20 protein-coding genes are annotated in these 23,318 nt (G+C 59.7%); 6 read left to right on the plus strand and 14 right to left on the minus strand.

The features are described 5' to 3' along the window. The first annotated feature begins 49 nt into the window (after positions 1-49). A complete protein-coding gene (locus RBB49_RS01760) occupies positions 50-1,726 on the plus strand; it encodes an electron transfer flavoprotein-ubiquinone oxidoreductase (protein WP_306140935.1) in 1,677 nt (558 codons plus the stop codon). A gap of 1,219 nt (positions 1,727-2,945) precedes the next feature. Here RBB49_RS01760 and RBB49_RS01765 read toward each other — a convergent pair. From RBB49_RS01765 to RBB49_RS01790, 6 genes are all read right to left on the minus strand, one after another. Then, positions 2,946-4,259: a DEAD/DEAH box helicase gene (locus RBB49_RS01765; protein ID WP_306140936.1), complete on the minus strand. Its 1,314-nt coding sequence runs from the start codon at positions 4,257-4,259 to the stop codon at positions 2,946-2,948. Between the two features lie 326 nt (positions 4,260-4,585). Next, positions 4,586-5,704, minus strand: coding sequence for a PQQ-dependent sugar dehydrogenase (locus RBB49_RS01770; RefSeq protein WP_306140937.1), 1,119 nt, complete (start codon positions 5,702-5,704; stop codon positions 4,586-4,588). 95 nt (positions 5,705-5,799) lie between these two features. Then, positions 5,800-6,132, minus strand: coding sequence for a chorismate mutase (locus RBB49_RS01775; protein ID WP_306140938.1), 333 nt, complete (start codon positions 6,130-6,132; stop codon positions 5,800-5,802). 88 nt (positions 6,133-6,220) lie between these two features. Continuing rightward, a complete protein-coding gene (locus tag RBB49_RS01780) occupies positions 6,221-8,515 on the minus strand; it encodes an NADP-dependent malic enzyme (RefSeq protein WP_306140939.1) in 2,295 nt (764 codons plus the stop codon). Between the two features lie 111 nt (positions 8,516-8,626). Then, a complete protein-coding gene (locus RBB49_RS01785) occupies positions 8,627-9,274 on the minus strand; it encodes a ceramidase domain-containing protein (RefSeq protein ID WP_306140940.1) in 648 nt (215 codons plus the stop codon). A 35-nt stretch (positions 9,275-9,309) separates the two neighbouring features. Beyond that, positions 9,310-10,536: a PLP-dependent aminotransferase family protein gene (locus RBB49_RS01790; RefSeq protein ID WP_306140941.1), complete on the minus strand. Its 1,227-nt coding sequence runs from the start codon at positions 10,534-10,536 to the stop codon at positions 9,310-9,312. A gap of 188 nt (positions 10,537-10,724) precedes the next feature. Here RBB49_RS01790 and moaB point away from each other — a divergent pair, with 188 nt between their 5' ends. From moaB to RBB49_RS01805, 3 genes are read left to right on the plus strand one after another with little or no spacing between them, the layout of a single operon-like run. Then, positions 10,725-11,282: a molybdenum cofactor biosynthesis protein B gene (moaB, locus tag RBB49_RS01795; protein WP_306140942.1), complete on the plus strand. Its 558-nt coding sequence runs from the start codon at positions 10,725-10,727 to the stop codon at positions 11,280-11,282. A 3-nt stretch (positions 11,283-11,285) separates the two neighbouring features. Then, positions 11,286-11,786 (plus strand): GNAT family N-acetyltransferase, encoded by a 501-nt coding sequence (locus tag RBB49_RS01800; protein ID WP_306140943.1) that lies wholly within the window; start codon positions 11,286-11,288, stop codon positions 11,784-11,786. A 27-nt stretch (positions 11,787-11,813) separates the two neighbouring features. Further along, entirely contained in the window at positions 11,814-12,773 is a 960-nt protein-coding gene (locus RBB49_RS01805; RefSeq protein WP_306140944.1) for a glutathione S-transferase family protein, read from the plus strand. Here RBB49_RS01805 and RBB49_RS01810 read toward each other — a convergent pair. Then, complete coding sequence (locus RBB49_RS01810; RefSeq protein ID WP_306140945.1) at positions 12,770-13,465, minus strand: glycosyltransferase; 696 nt, start codon at positions 13,463-13,465, stop codon at positions 12,770-12,772. The genes RBB49_RS01805 and RBB49_RS01810 overlap by 4 nt on opposite strands. A gap of 110 nt (positions 13,466-13,575) precedes the next feature. On the opposite strand from RBB49_RS01810, the gene RBB49_RS01815 reads away from it, so the two are divergent. Together RBB49_RS01815 and RBB49_RS01820 are read left to right on the plus strand one after the other, a co-directional pair. Then, positions 13,576-14,709, plus strand: coding sequence for a PA0069 family radical SAM protein (locus RBB49_RS01815; RefSeq protein WP_306140946.1), 1,134 nt, complete (start codon positions 13,576-13,578; stop codon positions 14,707-14,709). 44 nt (positions 14,710-14,753) lie between these two features. Then, complete coding sequence (locus tag RBB49_RS01820; protein WP_306140947.1) at positions 14,754-15,401, plus strand: ribonuclease HII; 648 nt, start codon at positions 14,754-14,756, stop codon at positions 15,399-15,401. A 739-nt stretch (positions 15,402-16,140) separates the two neighbouring features. Here the strand turns inward: RBB49_RS01820 and RBB49_RS01825 are convergent. The 7 genes from RBB49_RS01825 to RBB49_RS01855 all read right to left on the minus strand — a co-directional run bounded on the left by RBB49_RS01825 (position 16,141) and on the right by RBB49_RS01855 (position 23,131). Continuing rightward, on the minus strand, positions 16,141-16,620 hold the full coding sequence (locus tag RBB49_RS01825) for a F0F1 ATP synthase subunit B (RefSeq protein ID WP_306140948.1): 480 nt from the start codon (positions 16,618-16,620) through the stop codon (positions 16,141-16,143). Between the two features lie 10 nt (positions 16,621-16,630). Next, positions 16,631-17,182, minus strand: a complete 552-nt coding sequence (locus RBB49_RS01830) for a F0F1 ATP synthase subunit B (protein ID WP_306140949.1) — start codon at positions 17,180-17,182, stop codon at positions 16,631-16,633. Between the two features lie 82 nt (positions 17,183-17,264). Continuing rightward, positions 17,265-17,489, minus strand: a complete 225-nt coding sequence (locus tag RBB49_RS01835; RefSeq protein WP_055111220.1) for a F0F1 ATP synthase subunit C — start codon at positions 17,487-17,489, stop codon at positions 17,265-17,267. Between the two features lie 70 nt (positions 17,490-17,559). Beyond that, positions 17,560-18,309: a F0F1 ATP synthase subunit A gene (locus RBB49_RS01840; RefSeq protein ID WP_306140950.1), complete on the minus strand. Its 750-nt coding sequence runs from the start codon at positions 18,307-18,309 to the stop codon at positions 17,560-17,562. 54 nt (positions 18,310-18,363) lie between these two features. Next, positions 18,364-18,738: an AtpZ/AtpI family protein gene (locus RBB49_RS01845; RefSeq protein ID WP_306140951.1), complete on the minus strand. Its 375-nt coding sequence runs from the start codon at positions 18,736-18,738 to the stop codon at positions 18,364-18,366. 211 nt (positions 18,739-18,949) lie between these two features. Further along, the gene (gene smc, locus RBB49_RS01850) at positions 18,950-22,408 is read right to left on the minus strand and encodes a chromosome segregation protein SMC (RefSeq protein WP_306140952.1); all 3,459 of its coding nucleotides are present in this window, start codon (positions 22,406-22,408) and stop codon (positions 18,950-18,952) included. Between the two features lie 87 nt (positions 22,409-22,495). After that, the gene (locus tag RBB49_RS01855; protein WP_306140953.1) at positions 22,496-23,131 is read right to left on the minus strand and encodes a DsbA family protein; all 636 of its coding nucleotides are present in this window, start codon (positions 23,129-23,131) and stop codon (positions 22,496-22,498) included. Between the last annotated feature and the right edge of the window lie 187 nt (positions 23,132-23,318).

Consider the following 23,318-nt stretch of genomic DNA (forward strand, 5'->3'; position numbering starts at 1 on the left):
GCAAACAGGGCACTCGGGATGAGGCCTTGCCGGCTTGAGGGAGAAAAAAATGAGCGAACAAGACGAGCTTGGTGAACGCGAGAGCATGGACGTCGACGTCGTGATCATCGGCGCGGGACCGGCCGGTCTTGCTGCCGCGATACGGCTCAAGCAGATCGCCAACGACAAGGGCGAGGAGCTCAGCATCGTCGTACTGGAAAAAGGGTCCGAAGTCGGTGCACATATCCTGTCCGGCGCTGTGATCGATCCGATCGCGCTGGACCAGTTGCTGCCCGACTGGCGCGAAGAGGACAGCCCGATCAAGACGGCCGTGACAGACGACCATTTCCTGGTGCTCGGACCGGCCGGATCCGCACGTCTTCCGAACATGTTCATGCCGAAACTGATGAACAATCACGGCAACTACATTGTATCTCTCGGGAACGTCTGCCGCTGGCTTGCCGAGAAGGCCGAAGCGCTCGGCGTCGAGATCTACCCGGGCTTTGCCGCCGCCGAACTGCTTTACGACGGAGACGGCAGGGTCGTTGGTGTTGCGACCGGCGACATGGGTATCGGCCGCGACGGCAAGCCGAATGCAATGTTCACCCGCGGTATGGAACTGCGCGGCAAATACACGCTCATCGGCGAAGGTGCCCGCGGATCCCTGGCAAAGCAGCTCATCGAGAAGTTCGACCTCGACAAGGACAGTGACGTTCCGAAATTCGGGATCGGTATCAAGGAACTGTGGCAGGTGGCCCCCGAAAAGCACAAGCTCGGCCTTGTGCAGCACTCCTTCGGCTGGCCGCTTGACGGGAAAACCGGCGGCGGATCATTCCTGTATCACCTGGAAGACAACCAGGTCGCCGTCGGGTTCGTGGTTCATTTGAACTACGAGAACCCCTGGCTTTCTCCCTTTGACGAATTCCAGCGCTTCAAGACCCACCCGGCGATCCGCGACACGTTCGAGGGCGGAAAACGGATCTCCTATGGTGCACGTGCCATCACCGAAGGCGGGTACCAGTCCGTGCCGAAACTGTCTTTCCCCGGCGGTCTGCTGATGGGATGCTCGGCGGGGTTTGTAAACGTTCCGCGCATCAAGGGTTCGCACAACGCAATGCTCTCCGGCATGCTGGCCGCAGAAGAGGTCATGGCGGCCATTGGACGCGGCGAAGCGCATACCGAACTCACCAATTACGACACGGCCTGGCGCAACAGTCCGATCGGTGAGGACCTCAAGAAGGTGCGCAACGCGAAACCGCTCTGGTCGAAATTCGGCACCTGGCTGGGCATCGGTCTTGGCGGTCTCGACATGTGGACGAATGAATTGTTCGGCTTCTCCTTCTTTGGCACGATGAAGCATGGCAAGCGCGATTCAGAGACGCTGAAACCGGCCAAGGACTGCAAGAAGATCGACTATCCGAAACCGGATGGCGTTGTTTCCTTCGACAAGCTTTCCTCCGTGTTCCTGTCCAACACGAACCACGAGGAAGACCAGCCGATCCATCTGAAAGTCAGCGACCTGGCCGTTCAGAAATCCTCCGAACACGATGTGTTCGCCGGTCCGTCGAACCGGTACTGCCCGGCCGGCGTTTACGAGTGGGTCGAGGAAGGTGAGGACGCGCCCCGGTTCCAGATCAATTCGCAGAACTGCGTGCACTGCAAGACCTGCGACATCAAGGATCCGAACCGCAATATCACCTGGACGGTTCCGGAAGGGGCTGGCGGACCGAACTATCCGAACATGTAAACCTTGATACGAATACGCCGATCACGGCACAGGATTGCAACGGCTTCGGCCGTTGCATGTCTTTCGTAGCGCGCAAAGGGCGCAGAGACGTCCGAGGGACAAGAAATCGCAAAACCGGTTTCGGAAACAAACAACGCCGGGAAGCAAAACTTCCCGGCGTTGTCGTCTTGTGGACGATGGGTTGTATCAGGCCGGTTAAAGTGGGGGTACCGGCCTGTTGCGGTTGTCAACCGCGCAAAACTGGAAGGCCGGACGTTCCAGACGTCCTGTTGTTGCGCGATCGCCCGCGCCACAAGGCCTGAACCGCCCTTGCAGGCGGTGATTTTTTGGGGGTCGAAGGTCCAGATGGAGCCAACGTGCACCGTTCCAGGTCTTTGCCCGGTTATTGGCTTCGGCTTTGTTAATCTTGGTTAACGATTGCCTCAGCGAGCGCCGACATATCTTCACCTTACGGAAACGTCAACCGTGAATTTCAACAAATAAGAACTTATTATAGTGTCAGCATCAAAATTTATACCAAATGGTCAATTTTCAATCTGAATCAGGCCTGCAGACAAAGCACTGTGATCATGTACACGGTACCTGCTCACAAGACCCGGCAACAATCACATGGGAAATTGATGCCGCTTTTTCTCATTATTTTCAGCTGCTTACGAATTTAATCCCGGCAAAAAGGCGTCATAAAAATTTTCTATACAACAATAGATTAAGAGTATGTTTTTTACAATTCTTTGAAACTAAAGAACTTCTTGGCTTTGAGCTTGCACCGGTTCAATCAGGAGTTATCCCGAAAATTTAACCAACAGGAACAATTTTTCCCTAACACAATGTATTTTAATGCTTTTTTCGATATCCACATGCCGCCGCCCCCGCAGCGAGTAGTGATTGCAGTATTGGTTTCGTTAATCTAGTTTTACTTTTGACGGGGGCATAGATGATTGATTTCCAGCATGTTTTGGGAATTTGGTCGTGCCATGTGCAGGATGACTGCACTCCCCGGTAAAATTGAAGATTCGGTTGCTCAGCAGCGCAATCGGGTACCTTGTGGGCAGGAAGTAGCAGCTTACCTCCGGATTGCGGCGGCGACGGATCGGGTCAGGTGTCTTTCTAAAGAACAGTCGGGACAGCACGTTTTGTTCCGGCCCCCATCGACCACAAGGTCTGGCACCGGGAAGGCCACTTCCCGGTGCATTTTTTCGACCATCCGAGCAGCAGTTTCTCAGGCAGCGCTTTTGCGGTTGCCCGACCTGCGCTGCTTTTGCGGCCGCGCGCCCGGGGTGTTGTCGTTGTGGTTCTTTGTCGACCGCTTGCGCGGCGGTTTCTTCGCAGCCGGCTTGTTGCCCCGGTTCTGCCCGCCCCGGTTCTGGCCGCCCCGCTTGGAACGGCCTGCTGCGGCCGACAGAGGCGGAACCTCCCCACCTGCAACCGGAATGTCGACGCCGATCAGTTTCTCGATCTGGCGGAACAGCCCGATTTCCTCCGGCGCACACAGCGCAACGGCATCGCCGTCGGCACCGGCGCGTGCCGTTCGCCCGATCCGGTGAACATAGGCTTCCGCCACTTCCGGAAGTTCGAAATTGTAAACGTGGCTCACGCCCGGAATGTCGATCCCGCGCGCGGCGACATCGGTGGCAACGAGCACATTGATCTTGCCTTCGCGCAGATCGCGGATTGCGCGGTCGCGCTGGTTCTGGCTCTTGTTTCCATGAATGGAACCCGCCGCAAGGCCTTTCTGCGAAAGCCTGCGCATCAGGCGTTCGGCCCCGTGCTTCGTCCGGCAGAACACAAGCGACATGCCGTCCGGGTTGGCTTTCAATTGTTGGAGCAGGAAGTCGCTCTTGGCCTTCTGATCCATGAAATGGACCGATTGCGTGACCTTGTCTGCCGTGCGTCCTGTCGGTGCCACTTCAACGCGTTCGGGATTGCGCAAATAGGATTTTGCGAGATCTTCGATCTGCTTCGGCATGGTTGCGGAAAAGAGCAGCGTCTGACGCTCGTCCCGCACCAGTCCGCTGATCCGGCGCAGGGCATGAATGAAGCCGAGGTCAAGCATCTGGTCGGCTTCGTCGAGCACGAGATAGGATGCCGTGCCGAGATCAACCGCCTTGCGGTCGACCAGGTCGAGCAAGCGCCCCGGAGTTGCGACGAGAATATCGGTCCCCCTGGACAAGCGCTTGATCTGCGCATTGATCGAGACGCCGCCGACAACGGAGGTCACCCTGAGCTGTGTCGACTTTAGGTAGGAGATCAGGTTCTTCGCGATCTGGTTCACGAGTTCACGGGTCGGCGCCAGAATGAGAGCACGGGTGCCGCCTTTCGGCGCAACCTTTCCATCGGCAAGCAGACGGTCAATGAGCGGCAGGCCAAATGCCGCGGTCTTGCCGGTGCCGGTCTGTGCGAGACCAAGCAGGTCATGGCCCTTTAAAATCAGCGGAATCGCTTTTTCCTGGATCGGCGTTGGCGATGCGTAGCCGTTTTCCGCAACGGCCTTCAACAAACCGCCGGAAAGCCCCAGGTTCTGAAAATCGGTCAATATCATTTCCTTGTTGCGAGCATCAAAATGCTCTTGGTGCCGCAAGGCGTCTGCCTGCAGCATGGTATCGGTGCGCGGCAGCCGGGTCTCTCAGAACCGGCCCTTTGCCGCCAGACCCTCGCGTGACATGGGAACTGGTGAGCCTCTCATCAGGCTTCAAATCTTTGCAACTGGCGGGATTCGGGTCCAGGGACGGTGTTGTCACTGGTACGCGGACGTCCTGTCTGCTCACGCGGCAGCAATCGCAGTGCGGTATATCTGCTCGATAAGCCGAAATGTCAAGCGATGCCCGGTAACCGCGCACGCTCCCCAGAACCCGAAACCTGTCAGGGAACCAGGCGGATCAGCTGTCCGTCGTCACTGTCGGTGAGGACGTAAAGGTAACCGTCAGGCGCCTGGCGGACGTCTCTGATCCGCTCCCCCAGATCGCTCAGCAACTGTACTTCGGACACGATTTCATCACCGTCCAGGTCGAGCTTTGACAAGTGACGGCCACGCAGGGCTCCGACAAGCAGATCGCCCTGCCAGTCGGGATAGAGCTCACTGGTCACGAAGGCCATACCGGAAGGTGCGATGGACGGGTCCCAGTAGTGGATCGGTTGTTCCATGCCCGCCTTTTCCGTTCCTTCGCCGATCTTGCCGCCGGAATAGTAGCGCCCATAGGAAATGACAGGCCAGCCATAGTTCTTGCCGGCTTCGGGAATGTTGATCTCATCTCCACCGCGGGCACCGTGCTCCACCGTCCAAAGCACGCCCGTTGCCGGGTTGATCGCAGCGCTCTGCGGGTTCCGGTGTCCGATCGACCAGATTTCCGGCTTGTGACCGGCTTCTTCCTGGAACGGATTTCCCGCTGCCGGTTGACCGTCCGGCGTCAGCCGCAGAACCGATCCGGTATGGTCCGATGCATCCTGAGACCGTGGGCCGTCACCCCGGTCTCCAAGCGTCATGAACAGAGCGCCGTCCTGCGCAAAGGCAAGCCGGGAACCGAAATGCCGTCCACCATAGGCGCGGTTGTTCGCCCGGAAGATTGTCTCGCCATCCTGCAGCCGGTATCCGTTTCCGTCTTCGGCCAGCGTTGCGCGGTAGAGCGACGTTCCGGCTCCCTCCGGTGAACCTTGCGAGAACGACAGGTAGATGGTCCGGTCCGTTTCGAAATCGGGACTGAGAACCACGTCGAGCAGTCCACCCTGCCCTTGTGCGAAGACTTCCGGAGTGCCTGGCACGACGCTCTGATCGCCGTCTGCGGAGACGAATTTCAAGAGGCCGTCCCGTTCGGTCACGAGAAAGCCACCGCCCGGCAGAAAGACGACGCTCCAGGGATAGGACAACCCGCCGGTTACGGTTTCCAGATTAACCGAAGACTGTGCCGCAGCCGGCAACACGCCCAAAGGACTGAGGGCCAGGAAAAGCGCTGCTGCAGAGGTGAGAAGACTGTTCCGCGTCATTGTTCGGGCTCCGTACCGAGAAAGTGATCCTGTCAACCTCCCCAATACCTAGGAACTCCCGCGCCGCTGAACAGTCATGCGTCAATTAAAAATCGTCAATCCGGCGTTGTGTCGGATCCGACCACGTCCCCGCGAAGCCGTTCCGAAATCACCTTTTTCTCGAATGCGATGTTCCAGTCGATCAGCGTGCGCCAGACCAGTTCCGCCTGCTCCGGATCCAGCGCGAGATCTCCGGCCCGGTCCCTGATCGCGGAAATCATGCTCTCGATCCGCGTCCCGTCAAATGCTTCGTCCGGATGCTGTTTGAGGTCGGCCATGCGGCGCACATAGGTCTGCCGCTCGGCAAACAACCGCACAAGCTCGCCGTCAAGCCGATCGATTTCAATGCGTATGTCCTGCTTTGTCAGACACTCGTCAGGCGTTTTCAATTTTGTCTTCCGGTTTAACAGACCAGTCGGCGAGCAGAGGCGCGCCCCATGCCCGGTTGGAAAAACAAGGTGACCGCCGGGGTTCGGATCAGTCAACCTCGCGAGTCTGTGCCTCGACACTGGCAAGTGCCGACATGTTCACCACGCCGCGCGAGGTCACGGACGGGGTGAGAATATGCGCGGTCCTGGCCGCTCCTAGCAGGATCGGGCCGACATGAAGCGCCTGGGTCGCGACTTTCAAGAGGTTGTGGGCGATATTGGCTGAGTCAAGATTGGGAAAGAGCAGAAGGTTGGCTTCGCCTTTCAGCTTGCTGCCGGGCATGACGCGCTCGCGCAAGGCTTCGCTCAAGGCGGAATCGCCATGCATTTCGCCATCGACTTCCAGCTCGGGATGACGGTCCCAGATCAATTCGAGCGCCTCGCGCATCTTGCGCGATGACGGCGTGTCCCTGGAGCCGAAATTCGACATGGACAAAAGGGCGATCTTCGGCTCGATGCCGAAGCGTCTGATTTCCTGCGCCGCCAGAACGGCCATCTCGGAAATTTCCTCTGCGGTCGGATCCTCAGTCACGAATGTGTCCGACATGAACAGCGCGCCCTGGCTGTTGATCAGGAGCGACATGGCGGAGAGATCGCGGGCGGTTTCGCAGACACCGATCACCTGCTTGATGTCGCGCAGATGCCGGATGAAACGTCCTTCCAGCCCGCAGATCACCGCATCGGCGTCTCCGCGCCGCACTGCGAGCGCGGATATGACGGTCGCGTTGGTGCGCACGACCGTCCGGGCGGCGTTGGGCGGCAGGCCCTTGCGGCCAACGCATTCGAAATACTCGTCCACATAATCGCGGTAGCGCGGATCTTCCTGCGGGTTCACGTATTCAAAGTCGACATCGGGACGGATCTTCAGGCCGAAGCGCTCGCAGCGTTGCTGCAGAACGTCAGGCCGGCCAACCAGGATCGGCTTGGCTATGTGGTCCTCGATCAGAACCTGTGCCGCCCGCAGGACGCGCTCGTCCTCGCCTTCCGCGTAGATGATCCTTTGCGGTTCCTTGGACGCGTTCTGGATGATCGGCTTCATGATCAGGCCGGAGCGGAACACGAAGCGGTTCAGACGGTCCAGATACGCATCAAAGTCGGTGATCGGACGTGTCGCAACACCCGAATCCATCGCGGCCTTTGCCACAGCCGGTGCGATCCGCAGAATAAGCCGCTGATCGAAGGGTGACGGGATCAGGTAGTTCGGACCGAAGGTTTCGGTCTTGCCGCCATAGGCACGCGCGACCACATCGGAGGGTTCTTCCTGGGCCAGTCCGGCGATGGCCTCAACGGCAGCGCGTTTCATCTCCTCGTTGATGGTCGTTGCCCCGACATCGAGCGCGCCGCGGAAGATGAACGGAAAACACAGGACGTTGTTGACCTGGTTGGGATAGTCGGAGCGGCCCGTGCACATGACCACGTCATTGCGCACTGCAAGCGCGTCTTCCGGCATGATTTCCGGGTTTGGATTGGCCAGCGCAAGGATCAGCGGGCCCTTGCCCATCTTTTCCACCATCTGCGGTTTGAGCACACCGCCGACCGACAGGCCGAGGAAGACATCCGATCCTTCGATGATCTCGTCGAGCGTGCGCTTGTCGGTCTTCTGGGCGAAAACGGACTTCCACTCGTCCATCAGATTTTCGCGTCCCTCGTAGACGACGCCCTCGATATCCGTGATCCAGATGTTCTCCCGCTTTGCGCCGAGGGACACCAGCATGTTCAGGCAGGCAAGTGCGGCGGCGCCGGCACCCGAGGCGACGATCTTCGCGTCTTCGATCTTCTTGCCGGCAAGATGCAGTCCGTTGCGCACGGCAGCGCCCACGATGATCGCGGTGCCGTGCTGGTCATCGTGAAACACCGGAATGTTCATCTTCTCGCGGAGTTTCGCTTCGACCATGAAGCATTCGGGCGCCTTGATGTCTTCCAGGTTGATCCCGCCGAAGGTCGGCTCCAGCACCGAAACCGCGTCGACGAACTTGTCGACATTGGTTTCGTCGACCTCGATGTCGAACACGTCTATTCCGGCAAACTTCTTGAACAGGACCGCCTTGCCTTCCATGACCGGCTTGGAGGCCAGCGGGCCGATATTGCCAAGCCCCAGAACCGCCGTCCCGTTGGAGATCACTGCGACAAGATTTCCGCGCGAGGTGTAGTGGGCCGCCTTGGACGGGTCATCGGCAATCGCCAGGCAAGGCGCAGCAACGCCGGGCGAATAGGCGAGAGCCAGGTCGCGCTGGTTGCCGAGCGGTTTGGTGGGCTGGATCTCAAGCTTACCGGGTTTCGGATTTTCGTGATAAAAAAGCGCAGCTTCCGACAGATCGTGTTCGGTCTTGTTGGTATCGCTCATGACGTATTCTGTCTCCCTGACCTGTTCCGCGCTTTCATTTTTCTCCGCCGCAAGACGGCAGGCCCCATGTGTCGCGTCATGGAGCGAAAATTTCCAAAGTGTCTCTGTGGTTTACCCGGCCCGCTGCAAAATGAGAACCCGTATCAGCAAAAACAGCACAACACTGTTCAGGATATGCCACATGAAGTGAATTCCGAACGTCACCTGTTCGCAAAAGGGTTCGTCAAGCGTCCGCACGGTCAAAGACAGCAGAAACACGAGGCCGGCCAGCAGGACCTCGGCACCGAGCTTTCCGTCCTTTCGGGCGAACAGCGCGCCAACCACGAAGATCGCCAGGAGCGCCGGGACGTACCCGGCAGAGGAACCGACGAGCGGCGAAAAGAGCGTATCCGCGAACAGAACCGTTGCGACGAGAAAGGCGATGACAATCCCGAGAGCCAGCCACCAGCGCAGGTCCAGATAGCGGTTGAGCGCGACGTAGAGATAGACGTGAATGAAGATAACGATGGGTATGACGTCGGCGAGACCGGCCCAGCGTGTTGCGAAGGTGTGGAACAGAAACGACCCGACGCCGATTGCAAACAGGACGACGATCAGGACGAGGCCGGCCCGGTCATCAGGCGTTTTCCGGCGCCAGATTACAAAGACAAGGAATGCTGCAATGAGGAAGGCGGCATTCGTCACCGCATTGAGCGGCTCGGACCAGAATTCCGGTCCGACCCGCTCGCAATAATTGTCAACCTGTTCCCAGAGATCCATCGCAACCGCTTCTGCCGTTTACGCTGCCCCTTCCATTAATGGACCGATGTGACAGTTTCGGCAATCAGGCGGCCGAGCCTCGAGATTCCGGCTTCAATTTTCTCCTCACCGGCGCAGGAAAAGCTCAGCCGCAGCGTATTCATGCCGCTGCCGTCCGGGTGAAATGCGCCGCCGGGAACGAAAGCCACCTTGGCCGTTTCGAGAGATCGCTCAAGAAGCTGCGATGCGTTCGCACCGGACGGCAGCTCGACCCAGATGAACATGCCGCCTTCCGGCCGTGTCCATCGGATGCCGTCCGGCATGTGCCGCTCAAGTGCCGACAGCATGGCATCGCGGCGCGTTTTGTAGATCGCATTCGTTTTTGCCGTATGGTTCTCAAACTCCCGCTCGGCAACGCGCGCCATGGCCTCCTGGTTCAGAACCGGCGTATTCAGGTCGCTGGCCTGCTTGATCAGGACCAGCCTTGAGATCACCTCGCTCGCCGCGCAGATCCAGCCAAGCCGCAGACCCGGTGAGAGCGATTTGGAAAAGCTGCCGCAATAAAGCGTCCGGCTGTTCTCGATCCCGCCATTGTCGAGGCAATCGAGCGCGAGCATCGCCGGAACCCGCTCTCCGTCGTATCGCAGGCTCTCATATGGCGCGTCTTCGATGACCGCGCAGGACAGTGCCCTTGACAACGTCAGGATACGCTTGCGTTCCTCCAGATCGAGCGACAGGCCCGTCGGGTTGGCGAAGTCCGGCGAGAGATACGCGAACTTGACCGCGCGCCCCTTTTCTTCTGCCTGCGCCTTACAGTCTTCCGCCGAGCGGTTCGTGCGCGGATCGAGGCGGTCGAAATTCAGCTCATAGGCATTGAAAGCCTGCACCGCACCAAGATAGGTCGGCCACTGCACCAGCGCCGTGTCGCCTTCCGACAGAAACAGTTTGCCGATGTAGTCCAGGCCCTGCTGCGAGCCCGAGGTAATGAGAATGTTGTCGGGCGTGCACGCAACGCCCAGGCCGCGCATATGTTCCACGATCCACTCACGCAGCCTGAGACTGCCTTCGCTTACTCCGTACTGAAGCGCCCGTTCGGCCTCCGGTCCACCCAGGATTTCGCCATAGGCATTCTTGAAGGCTTCCGCCGGAAACAGGGCCGGGTCGGGAATGCCGCCCGCAAAGGAAATCACATCCGGACGGTCGAGGAGTTTCAGAAGTTCGCGAATCTCGGAGGCACGCATGCGCGTTGCGCGCCTTGCATAAAGACTGTCCCAGGTTGTCATGATCGGCTCACATGTGATCTGTATTGAATATTTAAGTCAATAATACTGACCTATATGTTTTGCAAGTGTCGCAATCTTGCTATTTTTTGTAATTTTATTGCGCATCATCAAATCAGATCGTCCTTTGTCCTCAGCCACTGGCAGACCTCGACATCTTCCCCTATCTCTTGAGGACAAAGGAGTTGTCCATGTCCCGCATCGATGAAAGCCGTCCGTTCATACCGCTCAATATTGCCGTTCTGACGGTTTCAGACACCAGGAAGCTGGAAGACGATCGTTCCGGGAACACCCTGTCGGAGCGCGTGACCAAAGCCGGGCACCTGCTCGCCGACCGGAAGATCGTTACGGACGACGTCGACGCGATCCGCGCAGTCGTTGGTGACTGGATCAGCGATGCCGGTATCGACGTCGTCATTTCGACAGGCGGCACCGGTTTTACAGGGCGGGACGTCACGCCTGAAGCCGTGGAACCGCTTTTCGAAAAGCGCATGGACGGTTTTTCGGAAGTGTTTCACCGGATTTCCTATGACAAGATCGGCACATCGACGATCCAGTCCCGTGCGACCGGCGGCGTCGCCGGTGCCACCTACATCTTTGCGCTGCCCGGCTCGCCCGGCGCCTGCAAGGACGCCTGGGACGGCATCCTGAAATTTCAGCTCGACTACCGGCACATGCCCTGCAATTTCGTCGAGATCATGCCGCGGCTAGACGAACACCTGAAACGCGGCAAACTCCAGGAAGCCTGAAACTTGTCATTCCAGGTCCGCACATCGACGCAAGCAGACAGCGAGGCGGTGACGGCTCTTCTGCAAAAGAGCTACGCGGTCCTGCTGCGGGATGCCTACGCGGCAGAGATACTGGACAAGGCGCTGCCGCTCATCACCAAGGCGCGGCCGGAACTGCTCGTCTCCGGCAGCTATTATGTGGCAGAAGACGATGCAGGCCGGATCATCGGCGCAGGCGGGTGGACGAAACACTCGCCGACCGGCGAGGACGAGACGCCGGACAACGGGAACATCCGTCACTTCGGAACCGACCCGGAACACACGGGAAAAGGCATCGGCCGATCGCTGATGACGCGCTGCGTGTCCGACGCTCTTGACGCGGGTATTGCCGAATTCAACTGCTATTCGACGCTGAACGGCGAAGCGTTTTACCGGGCTTGCGGATTTCGATCCGTCGAGCCTTTTCCGATCACCCTGCCGGGCGGGGTGGTGTTCCCCTCAGTGCGCATGAGCCGATCACTTTGAAGCCAATCGATCAGGCCGGAGAAAACCATGGGACTGCTTGTTGACGGGATCTGGGACAAGGACGCGACGGGAGACAGCGTCGCGTCCGACCGCTTTGAACGCTCCAAGGCGCAGATCCGGAACTGGGTGACGAAAGACGGTTCGCCCGGCCCGAGCGGGACCGGCGGCTTTCAGGCGGAGAGCGGGCGGTATCATCTTTTTGTCGCCTGGAACTGCCCATGGGCACACCGCACGCTTTTGATGCGGGCGCTCAAGGGACTTCAGCCCCATATCCCAATTTCCGTTCTTGCTCCCCGGCGGACGGATGCGGGCTGGGTCTTCGATCCTGACAACGGATATGTCGATACTCTGACGGGCGCAGCGGCTCTTCATGAAATCTACTCGGCCGGAACGCAGAGCTACACGGGCCGCGTCACTGTGCCGGTCCTCTTCGACACAAAGACCGGCAAGCTGGTCAGCAACGAGTCCGCCGAAATCATCCGGATGTTCAACGACGCCTTTCAGAACTTCGCCGGGAACAAATCCGACTACAGCCCCGCGCATCTCCTGTGCGAGATCGACGACTGGAACGCCTACATCTATCCGAAACTGAACAACGGCGTTTACCGGACCGGATTTGCACGATCCCAGAACGCCTATGATGAAGGTGTGAAAGATGTCTTCGAAGCGCTGGACAGGATCGAAAAGACGCTTGCGACAAGGACATGGCTTCTGGGTGATCAGCTGACCGAAGCCGACATCAGGCTGTTCCCGACACTCGCACGCTTCGATGTTGCCTATTGGAGCGCCTTCAAGTGCAATCTCCGGCGTCTGATCGACTATCCGAACCTGTGGGCCTATGCCCGGCGCTTCTTTGCCCTTCCGGGTGTTGCCGATACGGTCAAACTGGATATCTACCGGCGCGGCTATCACTCGCAAAGCGAGGTGCGCAACCCGCATGGGATCGTTCCGCTCGGGCCGCTTGTCGACTTTTCAGATGCGATCTAACCGTGCAGCTTGACCGCAACGCTTGCCGGGATGCGCAGGGTGCCGACACAAAAGCGCGCCAGTGACTGCCGGAAGCGGGCGACGGCGCTTTCATTCTCCGATGCGCCCGACGTGACAGCGGCCGCGCGCAGGAACACGATGCGGCTGCGCCCGATCCGCTTGGCGATGTCGAGGTCCTCCAGCTCCGGCAATGGCCTGTGGCCGCCGAGAGTCTGGTAGAACTGGCGTGAAATCAGCAGTCCCTGGTTTCCGTATGGCATGCCGAGAAGCTGGGAGCGCAGCGCCGCGATTGACTCGCTGATGCGGGCGCTCATGCCGAACGCCTCATGTCTCAGCCGGAAGCTTGCCGCCGTCCTGATACCGTTGGGCGCACGTCCGGCGCGCTCGATGAACGCCTGTGCCTCATGGTGCCAGCCGCTTTCAAGCAGGGTTTCCGGACGGAGGAACAAAAGCCAGTCGCCGCGCCTGGCAAGACCCGCCCCGTAGGTGAGGCGCTCACTGCGGGACATGTCCGCACGGCTCACCCAGTGGCAACCGGCGGCGTCCGCGACGCGCTCGGTGGCATCGCCTGAGCCGCCATCCACAATAATGACCTCCCGGATGATGCCTTCAGCTGCAGCCGTCACAAGAGACGAAAGCGAATGCACCAGTTCGGTCTCTGAGTTCTTTGTCGGTACAATGACACTTATCATGAGGCCGTCTTTTACATCAAAAATTCGCAAGTGCGAAATATGCGGGTTGTGTCCGTCTGTTTTTTCGCTAATGTTCCCTTTATGTTCTCATTGCCTCATGTATCGTAAGAATGAACACCGTCTTTCGCCCCGCACACACCATCGATCCCGATGACTTCGCTCGCGCAGACAGCGCACGCCCGGCAGAAGACCGCCGACGCGGCAGGGCGGCGGGCCTGAATAAAAGCGGCCGCTATGAAGCTTTGTCGCGCGAGAGTTTCGATGATGGCTGGGCCAGCCAGGACGACCTGCCTCCATTCAAAACGGAGGTCCAGGAAGAGCGTGCGCGCACCATCATTACCCGTAACGAATCCCCCGATCTTTCGTTCGACCGTTCAATAAATCCCTACCGAGGTTGTGAGCACGGTTGCATCTACTGCTTCGCGCGCCCGACCCACGCCTATATGGGCCTGTCGCCGGGTCTCGATTTCGAGACCAGGCTGTTCGCCAAGCCCAATGCCGCCGCACTTCTGGAGCGGGAACTCTCAAAGCCGGGATACATACCGCGCGTAATCGCCATCGGCACCAACACGGATCCCTATCAGCCCTTGGAACGAGGCTATGGATTGATGCGCGAGATTCTGGATGTTCTCAACAAATGCTCGCATCCGGTGGCCATCGTCACGAAGTCGGCGCTCGTCATACGCGACATCGATATCCTGTCGCAAATGGCGGAGCGCAACCTCATCAAGGTGGCCCTGTCCGTCACCACGCTCGACAAGAAGCTTTGCCGGGCCATGGAACCGCGCGCGTCGGCACCGCACAAGCGCCTCAAGGCAATCAGAGCGCTCTCCGACGCCGGAATCCCGACCTCCGTCATGATGTCTCCGATCATTCCGGCACTCACCGACAGCGAAATCGAAAGCCTGCTCGGCACAGCAGCAGACCACGGCGCGCAAGAAGCAAGCTTCATCTTGTTGCGTCTGCCGCTTGAGGTGTCCGAGCTGTTTCGGGACTGGCTGCTGCGTGAGCGTCCGGACCGCTATCGGCATGTCATGAGCCTGATCCGCTCCATGCGCGGCGGCAAGGACTACGATGCCAGGTGGGGCGAGCGCATGCGCGGGCGCGGGCCCTATGCCGAGCAGATCGCGAAGAGGTTCTCGCTCGCGGCCAAGCGGCTCGGTCTCAACCTTCGCCGGAAGAAGCTGAATGCGGAAGACTTCGTGCCACCTCAAAAAGGCGGTGTGCAACTCGACCTCTTCTGACAATCGCGCTTGCGTGTCGGCGCCCATGACGGCAGCGTCAGAGGATGACCCCTGGCCCGTCTCTCTTTGACCTGCCCTTTCCGGACAGCCCTGACCTGAAACTCGAACGGCGGCACGCGGACGCGTTCGGCGGCGCTTTGTGCGGCGTAGACGAGGCAGGACGCGGCCCCTGGGCGGGACCGGTCGTCACAGCCGCAGTTGTCCTGGACTATGACAATCTGCCGGACGGGCTCGACGATTCCAAAAAGCTCACCGAGGCAAGACGCGAAGCGTTGTTCGAGCAGATCGTCACCAGTGCGTTCGTGTGCACGGCAAGCGCATCACCGCAGACGATTGACAGGCTGAATATACGAACCGCGACCCTTGCCGCGATGGTCAGGGCCGTCAATGGCCTCGCCCTGGTCCCCGAATATGTTCTGGTGGACGGGCGTGATGTGCCGCGCGGACTGAAACAGCCCGGGCAGGCACTCGTGAAGGGCGACGGCCGGTGCCTGTGCGTCGCGGCCGCCTCCATCGTCGCCAAGGTGACACGCGACCGGATGATGGTCCGCCTTGAGGCGCATGTGCCCGGATACGGGTTCGCCCAGCACAAGGGATATGGTGTCCCGCAGCATCAGGCAGCCCTGGCAGAGCTCGGTCCGTGCGACCATCACCGGATGAGTTTCAAGCCGGTGCATTTTGCCGGATCGTGATGGCAAGTCCGAAAGTACTCACAAACAGCCGCACTGACTTCGGGATGACAAACTGTCATGCTCCCAGCCCCTCATCCTGAGGAGCACCAGCAGCCATCTTCGGGTCATGCCATGGCTTGACCATGGCATCCATTCCGCTGCGCTTCCGATTGCACGACCGTTCATTGCCGAAACGCAATGGCATGGATTGCCAGATCAGGTCTGGCAATGACGACTGACGCACACGGCCCATTTGCAATCTGTTTCGTGATAGCCAACTCATCTCAAGGAGGAGTGCCAGTAGCCATCTTGCAGGATCGCCACTCAGCACCGACTTTGCTGCCGATCCTTCGAGACAGCGCTCCCGCGCTTCCTCAGGATGAGGCCGTATATTCGGAACCTGTTGGCTTCAGGCGGTCTATGGGTGGAGCATTGTCCGGCGTGCGCCGCCTCTCCGTCTTCATCCCGGACGCAGCGCAGCGGAGATCCGGGATCGGGGAGCCCGGAACCGCCGACGGGGCAACAGCAAAGGAAAACCCGCATGTGCCTCCCCGGTCCCGGCTCGCGCTTCGCTTGGCCATGATGACGAACGAGAGGTGGACGCAAGGCCCTGATGTTGGGGACTGCCAGCAGCCATCTTGCAGGATGGGAAACGGGCATGGGACGGTCTGCGTTGGTAGAACAGCACCGGGACTGCCCACGCAAAAACAAAGAGCGGCCCTGGGGCCGCTCCTGAGTTTTCTGTCGAAGCTGAACTAAGTCAGTTCAGACGCTCTTTCACCTGGTCGATACTCTTTGACAGAATATCGTCGGCAACCTTGTCCTTGACCTTGGACGTCAGGATCTCCTCGGCCGCTGCAACTGCGATGTCAGCTGCCTTTGCGCGGACTTCGGCAATCGCCTGCGTTTCCGCCTGGGCAATCTTGACCTCGGCGGCCTTGGTGCGCCTGGAGATCATTTCTTCAAGAGCCTGGTTGGTCTCGACCGTCAGCCTCTCGGCTTCGGCGTTGGCTTCCGCGATGATCGCTTCTGCTTCGCCTTCCGCTTCATGACGCTTGCGCTGGTATTCCGACAGCAGGGCCTGGGCTTCTTCGCGCATCTTGCGCGCTTCTTCCAGTTCCTTGCGGATGCCGTCAGCACGGTTGTCGAGAGATCCGCCGATCTTGCCCGGCACCTTGAGATAGATGATCAGGGCGAAGAAGAGGATGAGACCGACGAGGGCCCAAAATGTTGCATCCATAATGGTCTCCTCAGTCCATCGCCGACTTCAGCGCCTTTGTCAGGTCGGTCTTTGTCGGAGCCTTGCCAATCAGCTGCTCGACGAGCGCTGACGTGGTTTCTCCGGCAATGTCTCCGATCTGGGACAAGGCGTCGGTCTTGATGCCTGCGATCTGTGCTTCGGCAGCCTGCAGCTTTTCGTTCAGCTCTGTTTCCGCTTTTTCGCGGCGAGCTTCCTGTTCCGCCTTCAGCTTGGCACGCGTGTCATGGGCGATGCTGTGTGCCTTGTTCCGGGCTTCAGCAAGAGCCTGCTCGTAAGCTGCGATCGCCGCATCGGTTTCGTCTTTCAGGCGGTTTGCCTCTGAAAGATCACCGGCAATCCGGTCCTTCCGATCTTCCAGGATCCCTGCAATCCGCGGCATCGCCACGTTTTTCATGATCCAGTAGAAGATGCCGAAGGTGATGGCGAGCCAAAGCAGCTGGGACGCAAACGTGGTCGCGTCGAACGGCGGGAAACCCACACCGTGTTCGGCGGCCGTGTCGACGATCGCTGTCTGGCTTTCAGTGGTCGTATCGCCTGCCATTTCCTGTCTCCTAAATCCGGCTTGGCGACGCTGTCATAGCGCCGCCACCGGAGTCGCATCTCTTGTCGCTGCTATCGAGCGATTAAGCGAACAGGATGAGGAAGGCGATCAGAAGGGAGAAGATGCCCAGAGCTTCCGTCACGGCGAAGCCGAAGATCAGGCGGCCGAACTGGCCGTCAGCTGCGGACGGGTTGCGCAGAGCGCCGGCGAGGTAGTTACCGAAGATGGTGCCGAGGCCGATGCCCGCACCGCCCATGCCGAGACATGCGATACCTGCACCGATGTATTTTGCTGCTTCTGCTTCCATGACACGTGCTCCTAGATGTGTTTGCAGATTTCTCACTTTCGGCGCTGAGGCCGTGTGATTTGGATAACCCTTAGTGTGAAGGATGAAGTGCGTCGTTCAGATACATGCAGGTCAGAACGGCGAAGACGTAGGCCTGCAGGAATGCCACCAGGAATTCAAGCGCCGTGAGGGCGACCGTCATTGCAAGGGGCAGAACCGCGCCGGCAATGCCGACGGCGCCCATGGCACCGAGGCTGACGACGAAGCCGGAAAACACCTTCAAGGTGATGTGACCGGCAAGCATGTTCGCGAACAGACGAACCGAAAGACTGATCGGGCGCGACAGGAACGAGATCACCTCGATCATCGTCACCAGCGGGATCAGTGCACCCGGCACGCCGCTCGGGACGAACAGTTTGAGGAAACTCATGCCGTTGCGCATGAAGCCGTAGATGATGACCGTGAGGATCACCAGCATCGCCAGGGCAAACGTGACGATGATGTGGCTGGTTACGGTGAAGAAATACGGGAACATCCCGAAGAGGTTGGCAACCAGAACGAACATGAACAGGGAGAAAACAAGCGGGAAAAACCGCATCCCGTCCGTCCCCGTCGCATCTCGCAACGTCCCGGCTATGAACTCGTACATCATTTCCGACACCGACTGCACACGGCTCGGCACAAGGCCCCGGCCGCTGGTCGAGAAAAGCAGAAATGCAGAGGTCGCCGCCACGGTCAGCACCATGAACAGGGAAGAGTTGGTAAATGAAAAATCCATGCCTCCGACTTCAATCGGAAAAATCTTCTGGATCTGGAACTGTGAGATCGGATCGTTCGCCACCGGCCAGCCTTCTTCGCTCGTTCACAATCACTGCGCCCTCAGGCGCGACAAATTCTATTGAGATCCGTCTTTGTCGCGGCGAATTCCGACCTGCGGCTGCTCGACCACACCGGCCGACCGCAACACGTTCAGAACCCCCGCCGCAAATCCCAGCAGCAGGAAAATGATGAGCCCAAAGGGCGCCGTTCCCAGCCACTGATCGGCAACCCAACCGATGCCCGCCCCGACCAGCACACCCGCGATGAATTCCGAAGACAGTTTCATCGCCTGGGCATATCCGGCGGAATTGCTTTCAGACTTTTTCGCCGCCTTTTCCTCGACAGCGCGCTGGTCCTCAAGCTTCCGGTTCAGCTGGGCCCGCCGTTCCGACAGACCCGCTTGCGAAACATCGCCGTTCCGATCTTTATTTTGGTCGTTTTCCGAAGACATGTTCCTTTGTCCCCAGTGCCCCGACATGTCAGATCAAACAACAGGAGTGCCCCGTAAGCCGCGCGCACCATAGTCGGCACCTCATGCCGTGTCAAGGAGACTTGATTAATATTTATCTTATTGAAAAATATAGTCTTTTTCGCCTTGAAGGAATTTTACAAGACCTAAGTTGTACGCCTGCTCCCAAGTGACGCAGGTCTGGAGGCCAAGGTCAGCCCGTTTCGCGGAATCGTTCAGCGGTCTCAAGGTCGACGGAGACGAGTTGCGAAACGCCCCGTTCGGCCATGGTCACGCCGAACAGACGGTTCATCCGCGCCATCGTGATCGGATTGTGCGTGATCACGACGAAGCGGGTTTCCGTGCTGGCGGACATCTCGTCCAGCAAGTCGCAATAGCGCTCGACATTCGCGTCATCCAAGGGGGCGTCGACCTCGTCCAGAACGCAGATCGGGGCCGGGTTGGTCAGGAAGACGGCGAAGATCAGGGACATGGCGGTCAGCGCCTGTTCGCCGCCCGACAACAGCGTCATTGTCTGGGGCTTCTTGCCGGGCGGTCTTGCGATGATTTCCAGCCCCGCGTCCAGCGGATCATCGGAATCGACAAGCTGCAGTTCCGCCGTTCCGCCACCGAACAGGTGGGTGAACAGGCGCTGGAAGTGTCCGTTGACCACCTCGAAGGATGCCAACAGGCGCTCGCGCGCTTCGCGGTTAAGGTTTGAAATACCCGTGCGCAAACGCCGGATCGCCTCGATCAGATCGTCCCGCTCGGACGTCAGGGTGGTTTTCTGTTCGTCGACTTCCTTGAGCTCTTCTTCCGCCCGAAGGTTCACGCCGCCCAGGCGTTCGCGTTCCGCCTTGAGCCGCTCCAGCTTGCGCTCCACGCCTGCCGGATCGGGCAGTGGCGCATTGTCCTTCAAGCCGGCAATCTCGGGAAGTGCGGCAACGGCGACCTCAAGATCCTCATCGATCCGGCGCTCCAGCACGGCCTTGCGGTCCCTGGCCGCCTCAAAGCGTTCCTCGGCGCGAATCTTCTGCTCACGCGCGCCCGCCATCGCCTCCATCGCGGCCTTTGCCGCGCGGTCGACGTCGGCCAGGTCGAGTTCCGCCTGCTGCAGTTGGTCGTCCCTGGCCCTCTTTTCGTCTTCGGCCTTCGCAATTGCCGAAAAGAGATCCCGGCGCTTGATTTCAATGTCTTCGGGTGCCTCGACGAGTTCAGCGCGTTCTTCCTCGGCCTCCTCGCGGCGTTCTGTCAGGACCGTAACCTGCCGGGCAGCGTTCTGAGCGCGCGTCTTCCAGCCGTCATATTCGCGTTTGATGGCTTCAAGCCGCCGGTCACGCATCTGCTGCTCGCGGGCAAGCCCCTCAGACACCGCACGCGCTTCGGCATGTGCACCGCGCGCGGACGCGACGTCCGCCTGCAACTCGGAGATCCGGTCCTGAAAGTCGGTGCTTTGAGGCGTTCCGGCGAGTTGCTCTTCCGCCTCCGCCGCCTCTTCACGCGCAAGTTCCGCCTCCTCGCCCAACCGCTCCGAACGCTCCTGTGCCGCTGCCCGTTTCGCGGTCAGCTGCGCGGCAGAGCGTTCGGCAAGCACCAGCACTTCGCGGACCGATGCCGTCTTGCGCTGCGCATCCCTGACCTTGCCGCGGGCCGCCTGTTCGGTTTCGGCACGCACGCGAACATCGCCAGCCGCCTGTTCCAGTTCCTGTTGCCGGTCCTCAAGCGATCGGCGCGCTGTCTCGATTTCGTCGGCCAGCTCCACAAGACGATTTTTCTGCGAAAGCCGCTGCGCGGCGGGAGTCGGTGCATTCGCGGCAACAACGAACCCGTCCCAGCGCCAGAGATCGCCTTCCACGGACACCAGTCTTTGCCCCGGTTTCAATTGTTCGCGGAGCGCCGGTCCGTCGCCCTGCGCGACGATGCCGGTCTGGCGCAGTCGGCGGGTCAGTTCTTCCGGTGCGATCACCACCTCGGCCAATGCGCGCACGCCTTCCGGCAGATCCGCATCCAGATCGTGCCCAAGCGCCGACCCCCATTTCACCGGCGCGCTGCCGCTCAAGGAGGCATCGAGGTCTTCGCCGAGGGCAGCACCGAGCGCGGTCTCGAACCCCTGTTCCACCTGAATTTTCTCAACGACAGGTGTGAAGTCCTGGTCGGTGTGCGCATTCAGCACCTGGTCCAGCGTCCGGGCCTCTGTTTCAAGTCCCTGCAGCAGCCGCTGCGCCTCGCTCAGAGGAGCTCTCGCGGCTTGTTCCCTTTCCCGCGCTTCGCGGGTCGCGGTCTCCGCGGTCTCGACGGTCGCTTCCGCCTCCATCAGCGCTTCTTCGGCCAGCTCCAACTCTTCCCGGCTTTCAGAGATCCGGTCATGGCCAGCCATCTCGAGATCAATTACTTCCAGCGCGGTTCGCGCATCCTGCACCTGTGCCAGGAGGCGGTCTGCGCGCTGGCGGCTTTCGGCAACCGCGCGTTCCAGCTGGCGCCGCTCTGCGCTCGCCCGGGCCTCGGCCGCGGTCAGGTCGGAAAGCCGTGTTTCCAGATCGCGGACGATCTCGCCTGCTTCTGAAACCTTCTCGCCGGCGGCCTCCGTGCGCTCCTGCACGAGTTCGTTTTCTTCAAGAAGCTCTGCACGTTCTTCGGACAGACGCTCCAGCACCTCGTCGTTTTCGGAGACCATCGACTGTTCGCGGCGAATGTCGTCAGCCAGTTGCACAAGACGCCGCTCCAGATCCTGAAGCCGTTCCTTCACGCGGCGCTCTTCGGCATCCAGTTCGTTGCGCGCGATGACAAGCCGTTGCAGCGCCGCGGCGGACTTGGCGGACTCGTCTCGAAGCTCGGGAAGTTTATGGGCCGCAATCGCCTGTACGCGTGCGCTTTCGGCCTGCAGCGCGGTTGCCTCGTTGACCTGCTTCTGCGCCTCGGAAAACTGGACTTCCGCCGAGGTCAGCGCATCGCGCGATTCGATCCAGCGGATATAGAGAATGGACGCTTCCGCGGCGCGGATTTCAGAAGACAGGTTCCGGTATCTGCTTGCCTGGCGCGACTGGCGCTTCAGACTGTCCAGCTGGCCATCGATCTGGACCAGGACATCTTCAAGGCGCTCAAGGTTCTGTTCGGCGGCCCTGAGGCGGATTTCCGCCTCGTGGCGGCGTGAATGAAGACCGGAGATGCCAGCCGCTTCTTCCAGGATCTGACGCCGTGCCGTCGGTTTGGCGGCGATCAGTTCCCCGATCTGGCCCTGGCGCACCATCGCCGGCGAACGCGCACCGGTCGAGGCATCGGCAAACAGGAGCTGCACATCGCGGGCGCGCACGTCCTTGGCGTTGATCTTGTAGTTGGACCCCTGCTCCCGCTCGATGCGCCTGCTGACTTCAAGCTGGTCGGCATCGTTGAATGCGGCAGGGGCTGTCCGGTCCGTGTTTTCAAGGAAAAGCGCGACTTCGGCGGTGTTGCGCGCCGGGCGATTGAGGCTGCCGGAAAAGATGACGTCGTCCATGCCGGACGCGCGCATGTTCTTGTAGGAGTTTTCGCCCATGACCCAGCGCAGGGCTTCAACGAGATTGGACTTGCCGCAACCATTCGGCCCAACGACGCCGGTCAGGCCATCGCCGATGATGAATTCCATCGGCTCAACGAAGGACTTGAAGCCCACCACGCGGAGTTTGGAGAACCTCATGAGCGCTCACCCCGGAATGAAGCGAGCGCCGCCGGAAGGACAGGCTTTTCGGCACAGGTACCGGTGCCCGGCGAAGAACCCGCCGGTTCAGAGCTCTGCGTCGATGAGTGCTCCCATCTGGTCAATCGACATTGCTCCCGGGTGCCGCGCACCGTTGATGAAGAATGTCGGCGTTGAACTCACCCCGAATTCATTCGCCGCACGGTCTCTCACTGCATTAACTGCGTCAAGAAGACCCTGGTTTGTCAAGCATTCCTCGAAGGACTCCTGTGTAAATCCGATCTGTTTGGAAAAGTCGAGGAGCGAATTGTACGGATTGTCCGTAAATGCCCATGCGCGCTGGTTTTCGAACATGGTATCCACAATTTCAAAATACTTCTCCGCAGGCGCGCAGCGGGCCAGCATGAATGCGGCCGCGGAGACCGGATCCAGCGGGAATTCGCGGAAAATGAAGCGCACCTTGCCGGTGTCGACATATTGCTCCTTCAGCGGCTTCCAGGTGTTCTTGTGGAAGTTTGCACAGTGACTGCAGGTCATCGAGGCATATTCCACCACAGTGACCGGCGCATTCTCCTCACCCAGGATCTTGTCTCCGAGCGGGCCGGGTACAAGCAGATCGTCCATGTCGACGGATTGAGCGAAAGCCGGGAAACTTGCTGCAACACCGAGTGCTGCGCTCGCCAAGGCCGTGGTCTTGAGAAACTGTCTGCGGGTCTGGGTCACGAGGTCGTCCTGTCACTTGTTAAACGCGCAGCACCTCATGGTGCCGGTTCTGTCGCTTCATTTGCCCCTTGAGGCAGCCGTCGTCAACAAGGCTTATCAAATGTGGCAGGAGAGAGGACAGCACAAAGCGGCGTTTCACGATGATGTTATTGTCTTGTTATCGGCCCCTGGCGCCCTTGCAGGCACA

This window comes from Roseibium sp. MMSF_3412 (assembly GCF_030733265.1).
Classification (GTDB): Bacteria; Pseudomonadota; Alphaproteobacteria; order Rhizobiales; family Stappiaceae; genus Roseibium.